Here is a 21,938-nt window from a genome sequence, read left to right as displayed (position 1 = left end):
AAAGAAAGGTCGAATGTATTTTAAATCATATTAATCTAGATTTTTTTATAAAGAACAGAAAAAATAAGTAATTGTACATCAAATATCAAAAAAATTTGCTTGTTTTATCAAGATTTAAAAGATAAAATAAACAAGTTAAATAACTACGAAGGGAACAATAAATTATTTTATGAATAGCAAAATAAAAAGATGGTTACAACTCATTTTATTACCAATATGTCTATTGACAATTACTGGTTGTAAGGCAACTAAAAATCAGTTACCTAGTCAGGCACAAAAAAATATTGATTCCGTTTTAAAAAATGATCAACAAAAGACCATTGATTCAAATTACTTTGATAAAAAAACGTATAATTATTTAGCATCATTAGAATATAAAAACGGACAATCAGCAGTTTTAGAAGTGAATCAAGGAAATAGCACTCTAGCCATGAATCAATGGAAAAAAAAAAAAGTTATTTATGGTTCACTAGATTCATTAAATCGAACTACCTATGTCACAGCTTTTATTGATAAAAAGAATCTAGGCAGATCTGAAGGACGTGATCGACAGGTTTGGCAACCAACTGGTTGGCATCAAAAGCGTGTCGATGGAAAAGCAATCTATAATCGAGGACACTTACTTGCCTATACTTCTAGCTTTAATTTTGATATTAATGGTAATTATAAAAAGGGAGAGGATGGAAGTTTAGATAATCCAAAAAATTTAGCTACCCAAAGTGCTTTTTCCAACCAAAAAGTTCAAACTTATTATGAAACCATGGTTAGAAAAGCACAACAACGGATGGGAAATAAAGTAATTTTTCAAATTGTTACGGTGTTTCGTGGAAATGAGTTAATGCCAAGAGGCTACTGGTTACAAGCAAAAGATCAGATGGGAACCTTGAATTTTAATGTTTATGAATTTAATGTTGAACCCAATGTGGTATTTGATTATACAACTGGCAAAAGTAGAATTGATCGTAGCATGCATGTATTTTTTGAAAGACAGAACCAAAAATATAGAAATTAAATACCATCTACCTTCTAAGATGTTATTGTTCTTTAAGATAATAAAAATAGATAAAGAGAGCGAGAAAGATGAAAAACTTGCTCTCTTTTTATATAAAAAATAATAACTTTATATATAAATAGGTCTTTAACATTGAATAAAAAGCAATGAATAATTAATTAAAATATATTATTTTTCTATCCACTTCTTAAAAAGATTCTTTTGTTAAATAAAAGTGAATATTAACATAAAAAGTAGATACTAATCATTTTTTATAGTTTATTTCATTGAAAACTTTTAAAATAAATAGGATGAATTATAGCATTATTTTTATATTTAATAATTTATTTTTTTTAATTGTATCAATTATATGTTATGGTAATTATATGAACAACTGTTCAAATATTAAAAAGGTAGGTGTAAAGAATGAAAAAAGAAAAGCTATTTATTGTAACTGTTTTTAGCTTGATTGTATTGTTTGGAGGTGCTTATCAGGTAAATGCTCAAGAGGTAAAATCACAAAAAATTCCAAGTATCGAGAAACCTAACTGGATTTTTAATGCTGGAATGAGCAAGGGGAAATTTCATGATCGACAGGATCTTGGCTTTATTTTACGAGAGAATACAGTATTAAAAGTTCGTCAAGCAAATCCAAATTACAAGGAAAAATTGACGGTGAGATTGTTAGGAAATGATTCTAAAGAAGAACAAAGAGTAGATGTTGGTTCTGATTGGTTGTCTATTAGTGGAAAAAGCGCACTAACTCCTTTTGTAGATACACCTTATGGGGAAGATGGAGCGGTTTTAGAATATGAAATAGAAAGCGATAGAGCACAAAAGCCATTGCCAATTTATTCTTATAATGATAATGACAAAGATTTCTTTAATCTATGGGATAAATATGATTGTAACTATGTATTGATTAAGGGAAAAGATTTTCAATTATTTGTACCAAATCGAGACAAAGATTTACTTAAAAATTCAAAAGATTTCAAGTCACTTAATGAAATTATTGATCATTATACAGATATTTTCAAACTATACAATCAAATTTCTGGATTTGATGGTTCAACACCTGAGAATGAAAATGGAAAGAATCGTTATTTCTTAAAGGCAGACCTTCATGGACCAGGAGGAGCTTATTATAGTGAGAGATGGGCAGCAAATAGTGCATTAACGGCAGATATGTGGTTGAATAAAGTAAGTTGGGGAGCACTTCACGAAATAGCTCACGGCTATCAAGCAGGTTTTGATGGTAGAGGCATGTATACAGGAGAAGTATCAAACAACTTATTTGGTGTTCAATATCAATATAGTAAATATGGCAAAGAAGCGGATAAGATTGGTTGGTTATTTGATTTTGGAGGTAAAGAAAGAATTGAGAAAGGTTTATATCAAGAGTTAATCACCAATAAAGGAAGTTATGATTCAGCAGATTTACGTCAAAAATTGATTCTATTAACAATGTTGAAACAAAAAGCAGGTGATGAAGCACATACAGAGATGTATCAAGGATATAGGAAATTAGCGAATCAACCAGGTTTTAATCCAAGAGACTATTTACTACCAGATTTGTTAAATCACTATTATAGTGAACACAGTAAATTAGACTTTACACCTGTTTTAAGCAGATGGGGATTAGAATTGGATAATAAACAAATTGAATTGAACCAGCTTAGTGGCTATTTGCCTGTTGCCTCTTTAGCAGATGTTATTCCTAAAGAAAAATTACCAGAAGCACGTAATTACGTGGATGATCATTCAAAAATATTGATCACCTCTAACTTCGAAATGGTGACAAATGACGAAATTGCATCGCTAGGATTAACGGGAGATGTGACAGTTAAATTGAAAACTGAAGATATTAATCAATTAATAGATGCAGATATTTTACTAAAAAATGGCAATCAGGTCGTTCAAACAAAAAAAATTACTGGAGATACAGTGACCTTTAATCAGGTACCTAATGGCATTTATACAATCGGATTTGATGGAAAACAAATGCAAAAACTTGCTGTAACTACCCCTTATGTTTATGTAAAAGAAGCTAAAAATAATATCGAAATAACAGTTGATCCCTTAAAAGTTAGTCGTATAGTAAATCAAACAATTAACTTCCTAGGAGTAAATGATGATAAGTTTGGTGAATTTCATACAAACTTGAATAAAAATGAAGCTACTTTTTCAATAACTAAAAAAGATCCACACAGCTCATTTAAGGGAGAAACCTATGCTACAGTAAATGTTTTTGATAAAAATGGGAAATCAAAATACGTGAAGTTTGTTCAAGGAACAGATGCAGTTACAGGAACCTATACTATTCCAATTGTTGAGGGTGACATGGTTTCCATCTATCATGCAGAACCAAAACATCGGTTAACAAGTAAAGATCCAGTTCAGATTATTGATCCAAATAGAAAAACAAATAGTTTTATAGTCACAAATAAAGGGTTAAGAAATATTGATATTACGGATAATGTTGAAGCTGATCTAATTAAGAAAATTGATTTATTTGGTATGGCATTATTAAAAAATCCAAATATAAATAATATACCTTACAATCAATGCGTGCAAAAGAGAGAGTTATATTTTTCTATTCAATTGTTAGATGAACCAGAAAAAACAAATTATATGCATAAATATCAATCTTTATTTCAATAATTACTCATAGCACTACTATTAAAACCTAAGTAGATTTTAAAAAGAGAAGGAAATAACTTTTTGGTATTTCTTCTCTTTTTTTATATATACCAAAAAATATAGATAGGTAAATATATTTTGAATTTATCTTTGACGATTCATAGGAAGAATATAAATAAAAAGTATAAGTTATACTATTAAAATTTAAGTATAAGTTATACCTTATTTTGATATTTTAATGAATTACTTATTTTTAATAAATAAATTAAATTATCTACAATAAATAATTTAAAATATGTTATGATAAAATAAAAAATTTGGAGGTACTAAATGGCAGAAACTGAATTTTTAGAAAATACTGAATTTTTAACAGCAACAGAGGATAATTTTAATTGTCTGCTTGATAAGCTGAAAATACTTCAAGCAGAAAATAAAAAAAGTATGGCACCTAAATTACCTATTAAGAATTTTAATTATTTAGAAGAGCTAGCTGAATTTAAGTATAGTTATACGGGAAAAGATAGTGAAGAAACATTAAAAATTGTTGGTGAACTATTTCAGGGAGCTATTCGTCCACATTCTCCTTATTCATTGTTTAATATGGTGCCTACACCTTTGTTAGACGCTGTAGCAGCTTCTATGATGACACAAGTTTATAATGTGAATAGTTTGATGGATGATTTTGGCGGGCAATCTTTACTTATTGAACAAAAAGTCGCTAGAGGTATTGGTAGTTTGATCGGTTGGCATCATTCTGTTGGTATTTCTTGTAATGGAGGTAAATTAACATTATTCTATGCCATAAAGCTTGCATTAGCAAAAATGAAACCGGATTCTAATAAAAAAAGACTTTCCTCTGATTTGGTTATTTTAACCAATGAGTCTTCTCATTATTGTGTGGAGCATGTTTGTTCATTACTTGGATTGGGTTCTGAGCAGTGTATTCGGATTGATTCACAGAAAAATTGGGAAATGGATTATACAAAGTTAAAAATAGAAGTTAAAAATCAAACAAAAAAAGGTAAGAAAATTGCTGCTGTTATTTGTTGTGGTGGAACAACGATCAATTTTGCTCATGATGATACAGAAAAAGTTTACCAAATAGTGACGGATACACTAAAAGAATTACATGAAACATATCGACCATATTTTCATTTAGACAGTGTAATTGGTTGGTTGTGGTTTTGCTTTCATAAACAACAAATAGTCAATTGGGAAATGATTGAACCAACAATTGAAAAGAAGATTAAAGAAATTGTTCATCGTCAAGATGGCCTGGTTCATTTTGACTCCTGTAGTGTAGATTTTCATAAAAATGGATTATGTCCTTATTCCACTAGCTTTTTTATTTCCAAATCTTCTGATTCATTTACATTACTGAATGATGGCAATTATCAATATACAAGTGATGATTATCAATATGGGCAGTTTCGAGCCTATCGCTATACCGTTGAAAACTCACGGCCAGCGACAGGAATTGCTGCAGCTTATGCTGCTGTTACACGATTAGGAATTTCTGGATTTCAAAATTATTTAATAGAGCTTCAAAAGATGCATGATTTGTTTGTAGCTGAAATGTCAAAATATAGTAAATTTACTGTTATTAATAAATATTCATTAGGATGGAAGATCGTTTTTCTAATTGATTTTGCTTCAATTGTTGCTCAAACTACCCATGAACAATCAGAAATTACACAAGAATTTATTAATTATCTTTGGCAGAAATGTAATCAGGGGGAAACCTTACCATTTATAAGCTTTACACCTGCTTATAAAATTCATTCAGGAGCTAAAAAACAAACGGCATCTTTATTGTATCCTATGAATCTAACTTCAAAATTAAACGTAGTAGATATTCTTGATCGTTTAGATCAAGTAATTGATGAATTTGAAGCAGCAGTGATAACAAAAAGCTATTCATTTCATAAAACTGTTTTAGAAAAACCAATTCGTTAGGAGGAATCAACTTGAATACAATACAACAAACAAAAGCAGATGCTTTTGACTTTATTAATGAAAAATTAGAAATGAATGATCAAGTGATTAATCTGGCAATTGGTAATCCAGATGGAAAACCAGATTCGTGCTTAATTGATACATTAAATCAATACATGCAAAAGGAAACAACGCATGGCTATGGTAGTTTTGATACAACAATGGTAAAACTGCTTAGAAAAAGTGTTGCAGATTATTACAATAATACCTTTCAAACAAGTTTAGATGCAGATGAGAATATTGTAGAGGTACCAGGAACCAAAGTGGCGATTTATCGTTTGCTTTCTTTATTAATAAAAAATGAGGAGAAAGTCTTAATTCCCTCACCTTCCTATAGTGTTTATACAAAATGTGTGGAATTACTCAATGGTGAGATTATTTATTTTCCTTGTTGTTTAGATAATTTTTCTCCTGATTTAATCAAAGTTTCTGAAGAAGAATGGCAAGCAGCAAGTATCCTTATCCTATGTTCACCGGGAAATCCTACCACTACAGTTTTATCACATGAGTTTTTAGAGGAAGTTATACAATTAGCAAAAAAATATCATTTTTTAGTTATTAATGATTTGGCTTATGCTGAAATAAATTTTACTAATGAAAGAATTTCAAGTATTCTTGCCATTGATGGTGCAAAGGATGTAGCTGTTGAATTGTATAGTTTAAGTAAAACATGCAATATTGCTGGTTGGCGCATTGGCTTTGTTTGTGGAAATCAACAATTGGTGAATCAATTGAAACATTTACAATTTGAAATTGATTTTGGTTTATTTTTGCCTTTTCAACACGCAGCGATAACAGCTTTTAATCGTTTACCCGAACTTGCTTCAAAAACAATACATAAATATGAAGAACGAATGGATTATTTTATTCAGGAAATGAAAAAAGTAGGTTGGGAAATACAAAAACCAGTTGCTTCATTTTTTATCTGGACAAAAGTTCCATCTGAATTTGAAGCAATGACCGACAAAGAATTTGTTTCTTATGTTTTACAGGAAACAGGGATTTTATTTTCACCAGGAAGTGGTTTTGGCAAAAATGGAGAAGGCTATATTCGAATTGCTATGGTTCAAGAGATGAGAATAATGAGAGAAGTAGTGGTACGCTTTAAAAAGTTATTTGAAGATAAAAATTTTTAAAGTATCTATTTGATAAAAACTATTACAAATAATAGCAATTAAACAAAAAGAGCTCAAATGAGCTCTTTTTAGAGGTAGAAAACCATTTAATTTAGATAGTGTTAGTTAGTAAGAATAATTAGCCATTTTTGTGTGAGTTTTTTCCACCTTTACGGCCAATTTGTGAGTAAAATTCTTTGTCATGTGTTTGGGCAGTTTTTTCTCCGCCTTTTTGGCCATTTTCTTCATAGAAATCTCTACCATGGGTTTGAGCAGTTTTTTGACCGCCCTTTTGTCCATTTTCTTTGTAGAAATTCTTATCATGTGTTTGGGCAGTTTTTTCTCCGCCTTTGTGTCCAATTTCTTCATAGAAGTTCTTTCCATGAGTTTGAGCAGTTTTCTCTCCGCCTCGTTGGCCAGCTTGTGCACGTGTCATTTTTTTATCCATTCTATCTTCCCCCAATTCCTATCAATTTATGGATGTTTCTCTACCTCTAGTAACCTAAATTTAGATTACTATAGCTTATTGTAAAGGAGGGAATGCATAAATTCAAAAATTTGCGCTTTTTTGAGCATATTAACAGAACTTTTAATTATTTTTAATATTTTTTGAAGAATAAATCGATTTAAATGTTATTTTTATTGAAGTTTTTGAAATAGGTTAAGTAGCTATACATCCAACATACCTTTAAATTTTCAGGAGATTCTATAAATTTATACTGAAAATAGTAAAAGAAAAATTGTTATAAATGTAACTTTTTTATACTTATAAACTATTTTTTATTTATTGATTGTATTAAAAAACTTATTTAAATCAATAAAAATTATAGTATAAATAATTTCTTAATTCATAAAAAAATAAAAATATATTAAATGAAAAAATATATTTAAAATTAAATTAATATTTTATATATTAATTATATAATTATTTAGAACTTTTAAATAATTATATTGTCAAGAAAGGAGTCATTATACGATGATAATACCAAAGAGTGAGTCGCCATAATCCTTATATAAATTATAAATAGATAACAATTTATTTTTATATATATTAATTTAATAATATTGTTTATAAAATATAAATTAATTAAAAGACTTTTGATTAATAGAGGGAGTGTGCAAAATGGAAGTAACAATCAATAATAGCAAATTTAACACAAAGAAGAAATTTTTAACATTAATTACAGGTATTGCATTTTTGGCTTTTCTGTTCACTTTATATGGTGGCATGAAAGTAAATGCTGCCGAGGTATCTAAATCTACCTCACCATTTTCCACTGGTGATTATATCCGTGATACGAATGGAAACCCCCTATCACCAGATAGATATTACAAAGTTAAAACAGATGTACTTGTTAGTGATACTATTGAAGAAGTTTATTATTGGTATGATCATTGAGACATGATTGGCAAACAATGGATTAATTTAACTTCTCGTTCTTCAGCTGGTGATAAGTATAATATTGATTATAGCCAAGAAGACATACGTTTAGGAAATAGATTACGTCTTCATGATTCCCAAGGTGGATATATGCACATTTTAAAAGATCAAGGACAAATATCATGGGTTTCTCATGGTGGTTTAGTTACACAAGGTAGGGGAGAAGATGCAAACTACTTTAATATCACACGTGCAGATCATCGTGGCTATGCGTATGCATTAAATGATGGTCTATTAAAAGCAGATATTCATAACACAGGTTCACTTATTACAGCAAATAGAGGAACTAATTACCCATTTTATATTGAATTCGAACCTATAAACTAAATTCATAATTAAATGATCAAATTATATATGTAATTATTTTATTAATTTATACCTAGGAAGTTCTTGGCTAAGAACTTCCTATTTTATTTATAATAAACTGTTTTCATAAATTGAATAGCTAACTATAATTTTTATTATTTAATTGAAATATTTTATAGAAACAATTGACATGTACGGACAAAAGTCTTACATTATTAATATAAGCGCTTCTTATCAAGTGATAAAGAAATGATATTTAATCATTTCAACTGAATTCCTTTATCTTATTGATTTATAGCCAAAAAATTTTAGGGAGGGATCATAAAATTGTAGGTTGATTTTTACTTGTTATGTTTTTTTATTAAAAAATATTAATTAAGATAACAAGTATTTCTATTCTTTACCTAGTATATAATCAAAAAATGTACGGATAAATTAATCAATGTTTAATTTAAGCATCAATTCGTATAAGATTATCATGTAATTTTTTAATAAAAATAAACCTAAATAATAAAATGATGAAATATTATGTTAGGAGTGCTTTTTATGATAAAGTCTACAGATTATATTAATCCATTAATTGTTCAACGAGCAGATCCACAAATTTATAAACATCATGATGGGTATTATTATTTTACAGCTTCAGTACCTGCATATAATTTAATTGAAATTAGGCGAGCAAAAACCATTTCTGGATTAGCACATGCTGCACCACGTACAATTTGGCGTAAACATGAAAATGGTCCAATGAGCAAACTTATTTGGGCACCTGAACTCCATTACATCAATGGAAAATGGTTTGTTTATTTTGCTGCTGCTGAAACGACAGATTTAGATGAAAATGGAATGTTCCAACATCGCATGTTTTGTCTGGAATGTGATGCCGAAAATCCAATGGAAAGTGAAGAAAATTGGTTTGAACATGGGCAGGTAAAAACACCAATCGATTCTTTTGCTTTAGATGCTACTTGTTTCGAAGCAAATGAGAAATTGTATTATGTATGGGCGCAAAAAGATCCAGCGATTGAGGGCAATTCTAATTTGTATATTGCAGAAATGGAAAACCCATGGACAATTAAAACTGAGCCTGTACTGCTCTCAAAACCCGAATATGACTGGGAAACAAAAGGTTTTTGGGTAAATGAAGGCCCAGCAATCATTCATCGAAATGGTCGCTACTTCTTAACTTATTCTGCAAGTGCAACAGATGAAAATTATTGCATGGGAATGTTAAGTGCACCTGATAATGTGGATCTTTTAGATGCAAAGGATTGGACAAAGGCAGAATCTCCTATCTTCCAAAGCGATCTAGCAGAACATCAATATGGACCGGGGCACAATTCATTTACTATAGCCGAAGATGGAGAAACAGATATTCTTGTCTATCATTGTAGAGATTATACGGATATTAAAGGAGACCCTTTATATGATCCTAATCGTCACACTAAAGTACAAGTATTTACTTGGAATGAAGATGGGACACCAAACTTTGGACAACCTGTTACTTATAATTATCGATAGGCAAGTGTAGAAGGGAAGAGGAAGAATGGATAATGAAGAAAATATAACGACAAAGAAAAAAAATTTTTGGGGCTTTCCCCTAACACATTTTACTTATTTCTTTATTTGGCAAATTATATTTGGTTATTTAACGCTTTGGATGGAGCAAGTTGGACATCTAAGTGGTGCGCAAGCCGGTATTGTTTTTTCTATGATGGCAGGAATATCTTTACTTTTTCAACCAGCTTTTGGCATTATTTCTGATAAATTTTTGTTTAGAAAAAATTTAATTTTAATGATTGGTATAGCAGCTATATTGATTGGTCCTTATTTCCAATGGATATTTTTATATCTATTGAATATAAACGCTACCTTTACAGCAATTATTACAGGTATTTTTCTAAGTTTTATCCTAAATGGTGGAGTATCTGTTATTGAGCAATATATTCAGCGTGCAAGCTTAGCAGGTGATACTTCTGAATCCCTAAATTTGAAACAAGTATCAAAGATTTTTACAATGAAAAATTTCTGGTTTTTAGCCATCTTTTTCATTGGCACCTCTGCAATTTATGATGTTTTCGATCAACAATTTATTATCTTCTTTAAATCATTTTTTGATACAGCAACCCAGGGAACAAATGCTTATAGTTATATGACAACTATCCAAATTGGATTAGAATTTCTGTTAATGTTTACAATGCCTTGGTTAATTAACAAGATAGGATCACGTAATGGGTTAATTGCCTATGGAGTTATTTTAGCGGTTCGTATTATTGGTAGCGCTTTGGCACCAAATTTAGGATGGATTATTTCTTTACGATTGTTAGCTGGTTTTGAAATGCCATTATTCTTGGTTTCTGTTATGAAATATATTACTAGAGCTTTTGATATTCGGCTATATGCAACAATTTATACATTAGCATCAAGTTTTGCTAAACAGATCTCTGTCTTTGTCTTTTCATCTATGGTAGGAAGTCTGTATGATTCTATTGGATTTCACCAAACTTATTTAATTATGGGAATTATTATTGGTATTGTGACATTATTTAGTGCAATTACATTGAAAAAAGAAGATCCTATTCAGTACGATGAAGTAGAAACATCAGTATAAAAATCAAACTTGTTTGTCTGAAATATTTAGCTAGATAACTATTTTAATTATAATTAAGAAAAAGGAGAGAACAAGTAATGAAAAAGATAACCATTGTTAGCTTTATTGCTTTTGTAGCTTGTCTATTTGGATTACGAAATACCTCCGTTTTTGCTAAAAATTATGATGCAACAAATAAGATCGTTACAATTGCTGAAAAGGCAGATGATTCTGTTCAGCCAAATATTTTATATGGACGAGGAATGGTAACTAATCACACAACAAATGAGTTTAATGGAAGAATGTATGCAACTTTTGAGAACTATGTTTCAGGTGTTCCTTATTTTAAGATTTATGAAAGTACCGATCATGGAAATTCTTGGAATCATATCAGCAATGTAAAAGATCAGGTAAATGGCTGGGGACTACGCTATCAACCATTTTTATATGAGTTACCAGAAACACTTGGAGATTTACCGAAGGGTACTTTAATCTGTGAAGGAAATTCTATTCCAAAAGATCTATCAAAAACAAAAATTGATCTTTATAAAAGTTTAGATCATGGTCGTACATGGGATTATTTAAGTACAATAGATGAGGGTGGAAAAGCAGTACCCGATCAAATAGACGCAACTCCTGTTTGGGAACCATTTTTAGCTATGATTGATCATCAACTTGTTTGTTATTATTCAGACGAACGTGATCCAGCTCATAGTCAAAAACTAATTCATAAAGTATCCAAAAATGGTATCGATTGGGGAAATCAAGTGGAAGATGTAGTATTCTCTGCTAAAAAGGCACGTCCCGGAATGGCGACAGTTGCTAAAATGAAAAATGGAAAATACATTATGACTTATGAAGTTGTTGGCAATGGTGCCCACTATTCAAATTATAAATTATCAGAGGATGCTATTCATTGGAATCCTGAAGATGAAGGAATAAAATTTGCTGATGGTGGTTCTCCTTATGTGACTGTTTTAGCAGATGGAACAATTGTTGCCAATACAGCAAATTCACCTTTATATCTAAATAAAAATAATGGTGAAGGAAAATGGGAAACGCTTCAAATTCCAATGCCTGGTGCTTATTCACGTTCATTAACCGCATTACCTAATAATCAACTTTTAATTGTTAGCGGCGGCAGTTATGCACATCCAACAGAACACGTAGATAATATCGCAACCTCGATGGTTTTCACAATACCAAAAAATAATGCATTTCAATTAACAAACAATTTTATTATTAAATAATTGAAGCTTTTATAAAATCAGAATTTTATGCTTAATTAAAAATAGAAATATAAAGGATAGATATATAGGTAAAATAAAAAAAGACTTAAAAACAGTTTTCTATTAAATATAGATAGAAAACTGTTTTTTATATAACATATTAGCAAATATATTTTCAATTATTTGGTTTTGGGGATAATTAGTTAATAAATGATTATCTAGATATTATTAATAAGAGAATATTAAAAAATTATTTGTTCGTCTGAGACGTTTCTAAATTCCATTGCCTTTCATGAAAAAGAAAGGCAAGATAAAGGACTACTTGACTAATAGCAAGAAAAATGAGTAAACAGATGATATCGTTTTTGATACTAGCATTATTAATACTCATTAACTTCCTAAATCCATCCACACTATAAGTCATGGGAAGAAAGACGTGAAGTCTTTGGTATCCTGGAGTTGATAAGTTAATTGGATAACTCCCCCCAGAAGCTGAAGTTTGTAGCATAGTTAGTAATAATACTACCAAACTACCTAGATCAGGAAGAATTTTATTCAAGGAAACTACAATACTACAGAAAGTTGTTGCTGTTAGCAGTAAAAATAAAACAAATTTGCCAAATTGTTCTATACCTACATGAATAACCCACCGGTTAGCAAGTAATAAAAAAAGAACTTGTCCAAAAATAATTATTAAGGGAAAGAGAAATTGTTTTCTATAATAGAACCTGAATTTGGATTCTTTTTCACTAAATCCTCTCATGATAAATTGTCCAGTAACAATAGCACCCACAAACATTGTCAATGAAAAGATGTAAGGAGCCATACCTGCACCATTATTTTTTATTGGGAATTCTTCTTTTTGTTTTAATTGAACAATATGACCAATATTATCCGGAACAGGTACATGTAATTGGTTGAGTTGTTGTATGATTGTTTTGGATAATGTATCATTTGTTCTTATTACAAATTGATTGATTGCATTTGTTAGGATTCTTTTTGCAGAATAATTAAGTCCTTCACCGGTTTTTAAATGTATTTTGGGTGATTTATGTTTTGTTGGAAATTCTGTTAGTTTTTTTGAAAAATCTTTTTCAAATGAAATAATTCCATACACATCTCCATTTTCTAAATCATGCATAGCTTTTTTGTTGTTTACAATTTTAAACTTAAAAATATCACTGTCTTTAAGTTTAGTGTATAGTTTATTATTTTTATCCGTATCTTTAATTAAAGCAACTGGTAACTTATCTAATTTACCATAGGGATCCATAACTGCACCTAGGAAAAATGTAGAATAAAGAGTTGGTATAAGTAAAACAAAGACAATTGCTGCTACCAACGTAACGATTTTATTTTTCATTTTTTCACCTTTTTCCATTGATTTTTTTTATCTATAGATATAAAATGTATATGGTAAAATTATCATGCATGAAAAAAAATGTCAATTATTAAACATTACATAAAAACAAAGGAGAATTCTTATCTATGAAATTTAATAATTCTTTTATTCAATCGATTGGTATTATTATGATATTGGCGAAATTGCCAGATGATGGTGCATTGAAATCACAAGAAATTAGTCAAAGAATGAATGTTTCACATAGTTATTTACTTAAAATTGCTAAAAAATTAAAAGATGCTGAATTAATTAATTCAATCGCTTCAAAAACAGGTGGTTATGTACTAAACAAATCTGTAGACAAAATTAGCTTTTTAGACATTTTGCATGCTACTGAAGGTAAAAATAGTTTCATTGAAGGAATAGATTTTCATCCTATTGATTCAATAGTCTCATCAAATGAAACAGTGGAAGAAAAAAGAATAGTCATTAGAAATATTTTTTCAGAAGCTGAAAAAAATTATAAAGATATATTGAATAATCATTATATATCTGAAATTATTTCGCAATAAGAAGAAAGTAATCAGAAAACAAATTGGACAGAAATGATAGACTTAGAAGAAAAGGAATTGCTACATAGTTAAAATCGACTTGTTTCATAGTTATTTCTAATAAAAAAATACGCCAATTCAGAAACTTATTTCTGAATTGGCGTATTTTTGTATGAATTAGTTATTATTTTCCAAATGGTAGGCTTTTTTTTCATCTTTTTCTAATAAATCTAGTATTTTTAATGCAATTTTTTCATCTATAATTAAATGAGTAAAAAAACCTCCCCGCAATGCACCAATAATTGATCGTACTTTGAATTTGCTATTACAGATGCCTACTCTATTTGGGATATTAAAAGTATCTGTTAATGAAAGGCCAAATGTTTTATCTGTTTTTGCTGTTAAAAAATTTCCATAATAATCAAAAGGACGACCGTATAAAAATCCAACTGCCTGATCAAAATCCTTAAAAAGTAAATGTTTTAAATCATACCAGGGAGCAACAGATTCTATCGCTGTTGGTGTACTAATACCTGTAAATAAAAGATCTGAGTGCCGAGCAGTTTCAAGTGTTTTTGCAATCACTGGTTCTAAAGTTAATGCTAATTTTGTTGAGTCATTAATAATATATAAAGGTGCAGGTAGAGTTAAATAGTTAGACTCATAACAATCTGCAGCTCTTTGAACGAGGCGCATAGAACCAGCCAATGAATGATACTTACCAAATTCACCAATAAATTGAGTAAAGGTTAAATTCTCTCGAATGATAGGTGAAAATTGATCAATAGTTTTATAAATTGTATTTCCCCAAGATAGAGAAACAATTTTTGCTTCTTTAATTAATTGTTGTACATGTGAAGCAGCAAAATGCCAAAAATTCAGGTCACTTTTTGCAAGGTCTTGATTATCTTTAAGAATAAAAATTTCTAAGTCAAATTCATTTCTTAACGTTTTTTCCAAATCATAATTTCTTGAAAAAGGTGAATGGATAGAAATAGTAACAAGATTTCGTTCTTTTGCTTCATCCAAGTATTTTAAGATTTTATAACGACTTAGGTTAAATTGTTCAGATAGATCTGTAATCGTTTGATTATTTATATAATATTGCTCACAAAGATTTGTTAAAAATTCTTCATGATCCAATAGGGGAGAGACCACAAAAACCAATCCTTTCAAATTTTGGCTATTTAATAAAGTATAACAAAATTATACCAAATTTAATAGAAATCATGATTTAAAATTTTATGACTATTATGTATTTGTCAGCTAGTTTATTTTTTAAAAAATAAATAGAAAACGTTATCTATTTAATTTTTTTAATTTTAATATTTTATCTTTTTTTATTTTTTAAAAAATGTTAATATATTTTTATAAAATTAAAAAAGGAGATGCCCAATGAATGAAGAAATGTTAGAAATCCATAAAAAGCATACTGGTGTGTTAAGCATTCAGCCAAAGCTAGAAGTAAAAAATGGTCAAGATTTAGCAAAAGCTTATACACCAGGCGTTGCCGATCTAAGTCTTTTGATTAATAAGGAACCAAATTTAGCACGCCAGTATACAGTAAGTGGTAAGTTTGTTGCAGTTATAACCGATGGTTCAGCCGTTCTTGGTTTAGGCAATGTAGGAGAAAAAGCAGGATTACCAATTGTCGAAGGGAAAGCATTGCTATATAAGACATTTGCTGATGTGGATGCTTTTCCTTTGGCAATCCGTCAACAAAGTATAGAAGAAATCGTGCGAACAATTGTTAATATTCAAGATAGCTTTGGAGGTATCCATCTCGAAGACATTGCTGCTCCAAAATGTTTTGAAATTGAACAACTATTGCAAGAAAAATTAACAATTCCAGTTTATCATGATGATCAGGAAGGCACAGCTATTGTAGTCTTTGCTGCTTTAATTAATGCTGCAAAGCTTGCTGGAAAATCACTTACTGATTTAAAAGTTGTTGTTAATGGACTTGGTGCTTCTGGAGTAGCTACAACAAAATTACTTTTACATGCAGGGATAAAAAAGATTACATTACTTGATAAGCAAGGAATTTTAACTGATGAAGATACTTCCCTAAATTCATTTCAACGTGAATTGGTGTTAAAAACAGAAGGATTGAAAAAACAAGGGAACTTAACAGAAGGAATTATGGATCAAGATGTATTTATTGGTTTATCAGAAGGAAACTTACTTACAGAACAAATGGTTCGTTCAATGGCAAATGATCCAATTATTTTTGCATTGGCCAATCCAATACCTGAGATACTTCCAGAGGAGGCTAAAAAAGGAGGAGCAAGACTAATTGCCACAGGCTCTTCAAATTATCCGAATCAGGTAAACAACGTTCTAGCTTTTCCTGGTTTATTTAAAGGATTGTTAGAAAATAATGTAAAGAAAGTAACATTAGATTTAGAAGAATTTGTCGCTAGAAAATTAGCAAATTTATTGAAAACTCCGTTGGCAGAAAAATTTATTCCACAAGTATTTGATAAAGAGGTAGTACAAACTGTTGCTCAGGCAGTAAGTGAATATCAGCAAACGAATTATTCTGAATAAAATTTGATAAATAGACGAATAAAAGAAAGATGGGTGCTTGAATTGGGAGAACAACCGAAAAAAAGCTTCATAGAAAGATTAAAAAAATTTACCATTGGATTTATTCCTTTACCATTATATTTAATTTTACTTGTTAGTTACGTTGGGATTACAGTATTTAATATTGTACCAACGAATGATATGCTTGTTTCGCTTGGAATTATGACCGTTTTTGCTTATTTATTAGAAGAAATTGGAAAAAGAATTCCAGTATTAAATTCTCTTGGGGGAAAGGTATTGGTTGTTACCTTTTTACCGGCATTTCTTGTTTACAAACATTGGTTACCTAAATCAACTGTTAAAATTGTTAGTGAATTTATGAATAACAATAATTTTTTAATGTTTTTTATCACCTTGCTTGTTATCGGTAGTATTGTTTCAATGAATCGTCATACATTAATCAAGGCGACATCACGAATTATTTTAATTTTATTTTTATGTGATGTTATTGGTTCACTTATTGGTACCGGTGTAGGGATGCTTTTTGGCATGTCTGCTTGGAAAACGTATTTTTTCATTGTTGCCCCAATTATGGCAGGTGGCGTTGGAGAAGGAGCTATGCCGTTATCCATTGGTTATGCTGCTGTTATGAGTGGAATGCATCAAGACAAAATTTTTGGACAAATTCTACCTTGTGTCATGTTAGGTAGTTTGGTTGCTGTTTTATTGTCAGGTATCTTGAAAAAGATTGGAGAAAAAAATCCATCATTAACTGGTAATGGAAAATTATTAGATAGTGAGGATGAAAAATTAGCGAACTTAAAAGCGGCAAACAATGAAGTCAGTATCGAAAAAACCTTAATTGCAGGTGTTTTAGCAATTGCTCTTTATTTCCTTGCAGTTTGGTTTGAGTATATAATTAAAGAAATATTTGGTTTTTCTATTCCTTCACCAGTGATTTTGTTAGTATCACTTATGGGAGCAAAAATGTTAGGATTTATTCCTTCTAGCATTGAATCTGGTGGCGCTTCACTCTATGGATTTACAGTTAAAGGAATCACACCACCATTATTATTCGGTGTAGGTGTAGCTAAAACAGATTGGAAAGAATTAGTTGAAGTGTTTAAGAGTCCAGCATCTATTATAACTATTGTTGCCACAGTTGTTTCTATTGTTCTAGTAGCTTTTATTGTTGCAAAAATCGTCGGTTTATATCCTGTAGATACAGCAATTGCTGTTTCTTGTTGTAGTGGACAAGGTGGAACAGGCGCATTAGCTATTCTTTCAGCGGGAGATCGATTGGAGTTGATGCCGTTTGCACAGGTCGCTGTTCGGCTGGGTGGTGCAATGACAGTCACCTTTTCCATCTTTTTAATGAGTTTATTAATGTAATAAAGTAAGAATAAAATAAAAATTAAAAGAAGGGAGATGAAATCAAGGTGCTAATAGAAAATACACGTACGCTTTACCTTTCATTGCCAAATGTTAGACAATCTTGGGAAAATTTATTAAAACAAGCTGGAATTACTCGTCTAGCCTCTACTGATTATCTTAAAGTTGATTATGCAATTGGAATCTATCAAAAAAACAAATTGATAGCTACTTCTTCTTTTACAAAAAATATTATGAAATATTTTGCTATTGATCCTGCTTACCGCGAAGGTGGTAAAACCTTTAATTTACTTGCAACAAAATTAATTCAGGAAATGGCACAAAGACAGATTTATCATCAATTTGTTGCTACGAAACAAGAATATCAACAGAGTTTTGAAGCTATTGGCTTTCATTGTCTAGCTTATGCAGAACAAGGAATTCTTTTAGAAGGTGGAGATTATTCTATTCATGACTATTTAGCAGAAGTTCCAAAGCAAAAAGGAGAAAAAATTGCTGCCATTGTAATGAATGCAAATCCCTTTACTTTAGGACATTATGCATTAGTGAAACAAGCTGCAGAAGAGAATGACTTTGTTTATGTATTTGTATTGTCTGAACCTCAAGAATTTCTATCTCCTGATGAACGAATTGATTTAGTAAAACAAGGAACAAAAAATTTAAACAATGTAGGTATATTTCCTGGTAAAGAATACATGGTTAGCTTAGCCACTTTTCCAACTTATTTTCTTAAGAAAGATATATCAGAAACAGAATTCCAAACAGAGCTGGATGCCCGTCTCTTTAAAACTTGGGTAGTTCCAGCCTTGGGTATTACAAAACGTTATCTTGGTGAAGAACCATTTTCCGAAGTGACTCTACATTATAATCGATCTTTGCAAAAAGTATTGGAACCGGAAGTACAAGTGGTTATTTTACCAAGACATAAAAAAAATGAGATACCTATCTCTGCTTCTGCCGTCCGTCATGCTTTTTATACGGATGATTTATCTTTTATCAAACAAGTAACACCCATAGAAACCTATAATTTTTTAGTCAAAAAAAGAAAGGAAATGAGCCAAAAAAATGGAAATTAAACGTACAGCAGTTGCAGGGACCTTAGAATCTAGTGATATTCAAATTATTCTCTCAGAAAATAAGCAAAGAGGCATTCAATTAGAAATAAAAAGTCAAGTTATTGAACAATTTGGTGAACAGATTGAACGAGTAATCCGAGAAGTACTAAAAGATTATACCATTACTGATGCAAAGGTTAAGGTAGTTGATAAGGGAGCTTTGGATTGTGTGATCAAAGCACGTTTAACTACAGCGATCCATCGTTCATTAGGAATAGAGAATAGTGAAACACCCTGGGAGGTGAATAAATAATGGTAGAAAAATTAAGACGAACAATGATGTTTGTACCAGGAAATAATCCAGCAATGATCAAAGATGCGGGGATTTACCAAGCTGATTCTATTATGTTTGATTTAGAAGATTCTGTTGCTTTATCTGAAAAAGATGCCGCTAGAATGCTTGTTTATCAAGCACTACAAACAGTAGACTATGAAGGTACAGAATTGGTTGTACGTATTAATGACATTGATTCTGAGTTTGGTCGAGCAGATATTTTTGCAGTGATAAAAGCAGGAGTTCAAGTGATTCGTTTGCCAAAAACAGAAACAGCGGAAGATATACATAAAGTCGAAGCAATTATTTTAGAGGCAGAAAAGAGATTTAATATTAAAGAGGGTCATACATTGATGATGGCTGCCATTGAAAGTGCAGAAGGCGTATTGAATGCACCAGCAATTGCAAAAGCATCAAAACGTTTAATTGGTATTGCTATTGGTGCAGAAGATTATGTAACTAGTATGAAAACGCATCGTTATCCAGATGGAAAAGAACTTTTCTTTGCTCGTAGTATGATTGTTCATGCAGCAAGAGCTGCTGGTATTTCTGCATTTGATACAGTTTATTCAGATGTAGAAAATGAAGAAGGATTACTGAATGAAGTCAAATTGATTCATCAATTGGGATTTGATGGTAAATCGGTGATTAATCCACGCCAAATTCCAATTGTAAATTCTGTCTATGAACCAACAATAAAAGAAATTCACCATGCATTAAATGTTCTTTCAGCTATTGATGAAGCAAAAGCAAAAGGGTCCGGTGTGATCTCCCTAGATGGAAAAATGATTGATAAACCAATTGTTGAAAGAGCACAACGAGTGATTATGCTTGCTCAAGCTACGAATTTAATTGATTCGGAGGGAAATATTTATGAAAAATAATAACCTATCTAATTTACCAAACGAGAATAAAACTGCTTATGTACCTTTTAAAAACACCCAACTAAAAAGTACTAAAGTAAAACGAGTAGGCCCTGAAATTCAAACAGTCACATCTAAAATGAATAAAATGGTAGAAACAATAGAAGAAGCGGTTAAAAAAGCTGATTTGAGAAATGGCATGACAATTTCTTTTCATCATCATTTACGTGAAGGCGACTTTGTTTTTAATCAGGTGATGGAAACTATTCGTAAATTAGGAATTAAAGAATTAACTCTTGCACCAAGTTCATTAACAAATGCAATGAACGAGCAGGTAATTGAAGCAATAAAAGATGGAACGATTACGTCTGTTACTAGCAGCGGGATGCGTGGTAGTTTAGGTGAATTTATTTCACATGGTGGTATGGAAAATCCGGTTATCTTACGTTCACATGGCAATCGACCTAGAGCAATTGAGACAGGTCAAATAAAAATTGATGTTGCTTTCTTGGGCGTGCCAACAACAGATGAATATGGAAATGCAAATGCAACTTCTGGAAAAACTATTTTTGGTTCATTAGGTTATGCAAAAGTAGATGCTCAATATGCGAATAAAGTTATTCTAATTACAGATAATCTTGTCCCTTATCCAAATACACCAGTCAGCATACCACAAACACAAGTAGACTATATTGTTGAAGTTGATTCTATTGGTGATCCAGACAAGATTGGTGCAGGAGCGACCCGCTTTACAAAAGATCCAAAAGAATTAAAAATCGCTCAAACGGTGAAAGATGTTATTGTACATTCACCTTATTTTAAAGAAGGTTTTTCTTTTCAAACAGGAACAGGTGGTGCTGCCTTAGCAGTGACACGTTACTTAAAAGATGAAATGATCAAAAAAGACATACACGCTTCTTTTGCATTGGGAGGAATTACTAAACCAACGATTGATTTATTGGAAGAGGGACTCATAGAAAAAGTTTTAGATGTACAAGATTTTGATCGGGGAGCTGCTGAAACTATGGCAGAATTAGACAATCAACAAGAAATCGATGCTTCTTTTTATGCGGATCCAATGAACAAAGGGGCAGTTGTGAATAAGCTAGATGTTGTTATTTTGTCTGCTTTGGAGATCGATACGGCGTTCAATGTCAATGTTATGACTGGTTCTGATGGTGTTTTAAGAGGAGCGATCGGCGGGCATCAAGATGCTGCTACAGCAAAACTAACGATTATTTCAGCACCGCTGGTTAGAGGCAGAATACCAACAGTAGTAAAAAATGTTACTACATTAATTACACCTGGAGAATGTATTGATGTTCTAGTTACAGAGATTGGCATTGCAATCAATCCATTACGTAAAGACCTGCTTGAAATTTTTGAAAAAATCCCAACTATTCCAGTTTTTTCTATTGAAGAATTACAAGCAAGGGCTGAAAAAATTGTGGGTAAGCCAAAACCTTTGGAATTTACTGATCGGGTAGTTGCTTTAGTTGAATATCGTGATGGTACATTGCTTGATACGATTTATCAAGTAAAAGAATAGCAGAAAGAGTAGTTAG

The 21,938-nt window shown here is 30.8% G+C and carries 19 protein-coding genes; 16 read left to right on the top strand and 3 right to left on the bottom strand.

The window, feature by feature from the left end:
* Window positions 1–169: 169 nt before the first annotated feature.
* The 4 genes from MPTP_RS08975 (at window position 170) to MPTP_RS08960 (ending at window position 6,762) form a co-directional block, all read left to right on the top strand.
* Window positions 170–1,012 carry a DNA/RNA non-specific endonuclease gene (locus tag MPTP_RS08975; protein ID WP_013774806.1) on the top strand — a complete coding sequence of 281 codons (843 nt, stop codon included), beginning with the start codon at window positions 170–172 and terminating at the stop codon, window positions 1,010–1,012.
* Between the two features lie 405 nt (window positions 1,013–1,417).
* Complete coding sequence (locus MPTP_RS08970; protein WP_013774805.1) at window positions 1,418–3,652, top strand: putative mucin/carbohydrate-binding domain-containing protein; 2,235 nt, start codon at window positions 1,418–1,420, stop codon at window positions 3,650–3,652.
* A 309-nt stretch (window positions 3,653–3,961) separates the two neighbouring features.
* Entirely contained in the window at window positions 3,962–5,587 is a 1,626-nt protein-coding gene (locus tag MPTP_RS08965; protein WP_013774804.1) for a pyridoxal-dependent decarboxylase, read from the top strand.
* A gap of 11 nt (window positions 5,588–5,598) precedes the next feature.
* On the top strand, window positions 5,599–6,762 hold the full coding sequence (locus tag MPTP_RS08960) for a pyridoxal phosphate-dependent aminotransferase (protein WP_013774803.1): 1,164 nt from the start codon (window positions 5,599–5,601) through the stop codon (window positions 6,760–6,762).
* Window positions 6,763–6,880: 118 nt separating this feature from the next.
* On the opposite strand, the gene MPTP_RS08955 is transcribed toward MPTP_RS08960, so the two are convergent.
* Window positions 6,881–7,189, bottom strand: coding sequence for a KGG domain-containing protein (locus tag MPTP_RS08955; protein ID WP_013774802.1), 309 nt, complete (start codon window positions 7,187–7,189; stop codon window positions 6,881–6,883).
* Between the two features lie 675 nt (window positions 7,190–7,864).
* Here MPTP_RS08955 and MPTP_RS08950 point away from each other — a divergent pair.
* From MPTP_RS08950 to MPTP_RS08930, 5 genes are all read left to right on the top strand, one after another.
* Complete coding sequence (locus MPTP_RS08950) at window positions 7,865–8,140, top strand: hypothetical protein (protein ID WP_013774801.1); 276 nt, start codon at window positions 7,865–7,867, stop codon at window positions 8,138–8,140.
* A 3-nt stretch (window positions 8,141–8,143) separates the two neighbouring features.
* Complete coding sequence (locus MPTP_RS08945) at window positions 8,144–8,509, top strand: hypothetical protein (RefSeq protein ID WP_013774800.1); 366 nt, start codon at window positions 8,144–8,146, stop codon at window positions 8,507–8,509.
* Between the two features lie 525 nt (window positions 8,510–9,034).
* Window positions 9,035–10,009 (top strand): glycoside hydrolase family 43 protein, encoded by a 975-nt coding sequence (locus tag MPTP_RS08940; protein WP_013774799.1) that lies wholly within the window; start codon window positions 9,035–9,037, stop codon window positions 10,007–10,009.
* A 25-nt stretch (window positions 10,010–10,034) separates the two neighbouring features.
* On the top strand, window positions 10,035–11,099 hold the full coding sequence (locus tag MPTP_RS08935; protein ID WP_013774798.1) for an MFS transporter: 1,065 nt from the start codon (window positions 10,035–10,037) through the stop codon (window positions 11,097–11,099).
* 77 nt (window positions 11,100–11,176) lie between these two features.
* The gene (locus MPTP_RS08930) at window positions 11,177–12,328 is read left to right on the top strand and encodes an exo-alpha-sialidase (RefSeq protein WP_013774797.1); all 1,152 of its coding nucleotides are present in this window, start codon (window positions 11,177–11,179) and stop codon (window positions 12,326–12,328) included.
* A gap of 229 nt (window positions 12,329–12,557) precedes the next feature.
* On the opposite strand, the gene MPTP_RS08925 is transcribed toward MPTP_RS08930, so the two are convergent.
* A complete protein-coding gene (locus tag MPTP_RS08925) occupies window positions 12,558–13,688 on the bottom strand; it encodes a YhgE/Pip domain-containing protein (RefSeq protein ID WP_041363630.1) in 1,131 nt (376 codons plus the stop codon).
* A 107-nt stretch (window positions 13,689–13,795) separates the two neighbouring features.
* On the opposite strand from MPTP_RS08925, the gene MPTP_RS08920 reads away from it, so the two are divergent.
* Window positions 13,796–14,221, top strand: a complete 426-nt coding sequence (locus MPTP_RS08920; protein WP_013774795.1) for an Rrf2 family transcriptional regulator — start codon at window positions 13,796–13,798, stop codon at window positions 14,219–14,221.
* Window positions 14,222–14,377: 156 nt separating this feature from the next.
* Here MPTP_RS08920 and MPTP_RS08915 read toward each other — a convergent pair whose 3' ends face one another.
* The gene (locus MPTP_RS08915; RefSeq protein WP_013774794.1) at window positions 14,378–15,358 is read right to left on the bottom strand and encodes a sugar-binding transcriptional regulator; all 981 of its coding nucleotides are present in this window, start codon (window positions 15,356–15,358) and stop codon (window positions 14,378–14,380) included.
* A 237-nt stretch (window positions 15,359–15,595) separates the two neighbouring features.
* On the opposite strand from MPTP_RS08915, the gene MPTP_RS08910 reads away from it, so the two are divergent.
* Genes MPTP_RS08910 through citF form a run of 6 tightly spaced genes read left to right on the top strand, consistent with a single transcriptional unit; the run spans window position 15,596 to window position 21,922 of the window.
* Window positions 15,596–16,750 (top strand): NAD(P)-dependent malic enzyme, encoded by a 1,155-nt coding sequence (locus MPTP_RS08910; protein ID WP_013774793.1) that lies wholly within the window; start codon window positions 15,596–15,598, stop codon window positions 16,748–16,750.
* A gap of 42 nt (window positions 16,751–16,792) precedes the next feature.
* Window positions 16,793–18,121 (top strand): 2-hydroxycarboxylate transporter family protein, encoded by a 1,329-nt coding sequence (locus MPTP_RS08905; RefSeq protein WP_013774792.1) that lies wholly within the window; start codon window positions 16,793–16,795, stop codon window positions 18,119–18,121.
* Between the two features lie 47 nt (window positions 18,122–18,168).
* On the top strand, window positions 18,169–19,197 hold the full coding sequence (gene citC / locus MPTP_RS08900) for a [citrate (pro-3S)-lyase] ligase (protein WP_013774791.1): 1,029 nt from the start codon (window positions 18,169–18,171) through the stop codon (window positions 19,195–19,197).
* On the top strand, window positions 19,187–19,489 hold the full coding sequence (citD, locus tag MPTP_RS08895; protein ID WP_013774790.1) for a citrate lyase acyl carrier protein: 303 nt from the start codon (window positions 19,187–19,189) through the stop codon (window positions 19,487–19,489). Before citC ends, citD begins: the two co-directional genes overlap by 11 nt.
* Window positions 19,489–20,394 (top strand): citrate (pro-3S)-lyase subunit beta, encoded by a 906-nt coding sequence (gene citE, locus MPTP_RS08890; protein ID WP_013774789.1) that lies wholly within the window; start codon window positions 19,489–19,491, stop codon window positions 20,392–20,394. Before citD ends, citE begins: the two co-directional genes overlap by 1 nt.
* A complete protein-coding gene (gene citF, locus MPTP_RS08885) occupies window positions 20,384–21,922 on the top strand; it encodes a citrate lyase subunit alpha (RefSeq protein WP_013774788.1) in 1,539 nt (512 codons plus the stop codon). The genes citE and citF overlap by 11 nt, the downstream gene beginning before the upstream one ends.
* Window positions 21,923–21,938: the final 16 nt, after the last annotated feature.

It is taken from the genome of Melissococcus plutonius ATCC 35311 (assembly GCF_000270185.1).
Classification (GTDB): domain Bacteria; phylum Bacillota; class Bacilli; order Lactobacillales; family Enterococcaceae; genus Melissococcus; species Melissococcus plutonius.
The sequence above is the reverse complement of the archived record's forward strand: the minus strand, read 5'-3'. Positions and strand labels throughout refer to the sequence as shown.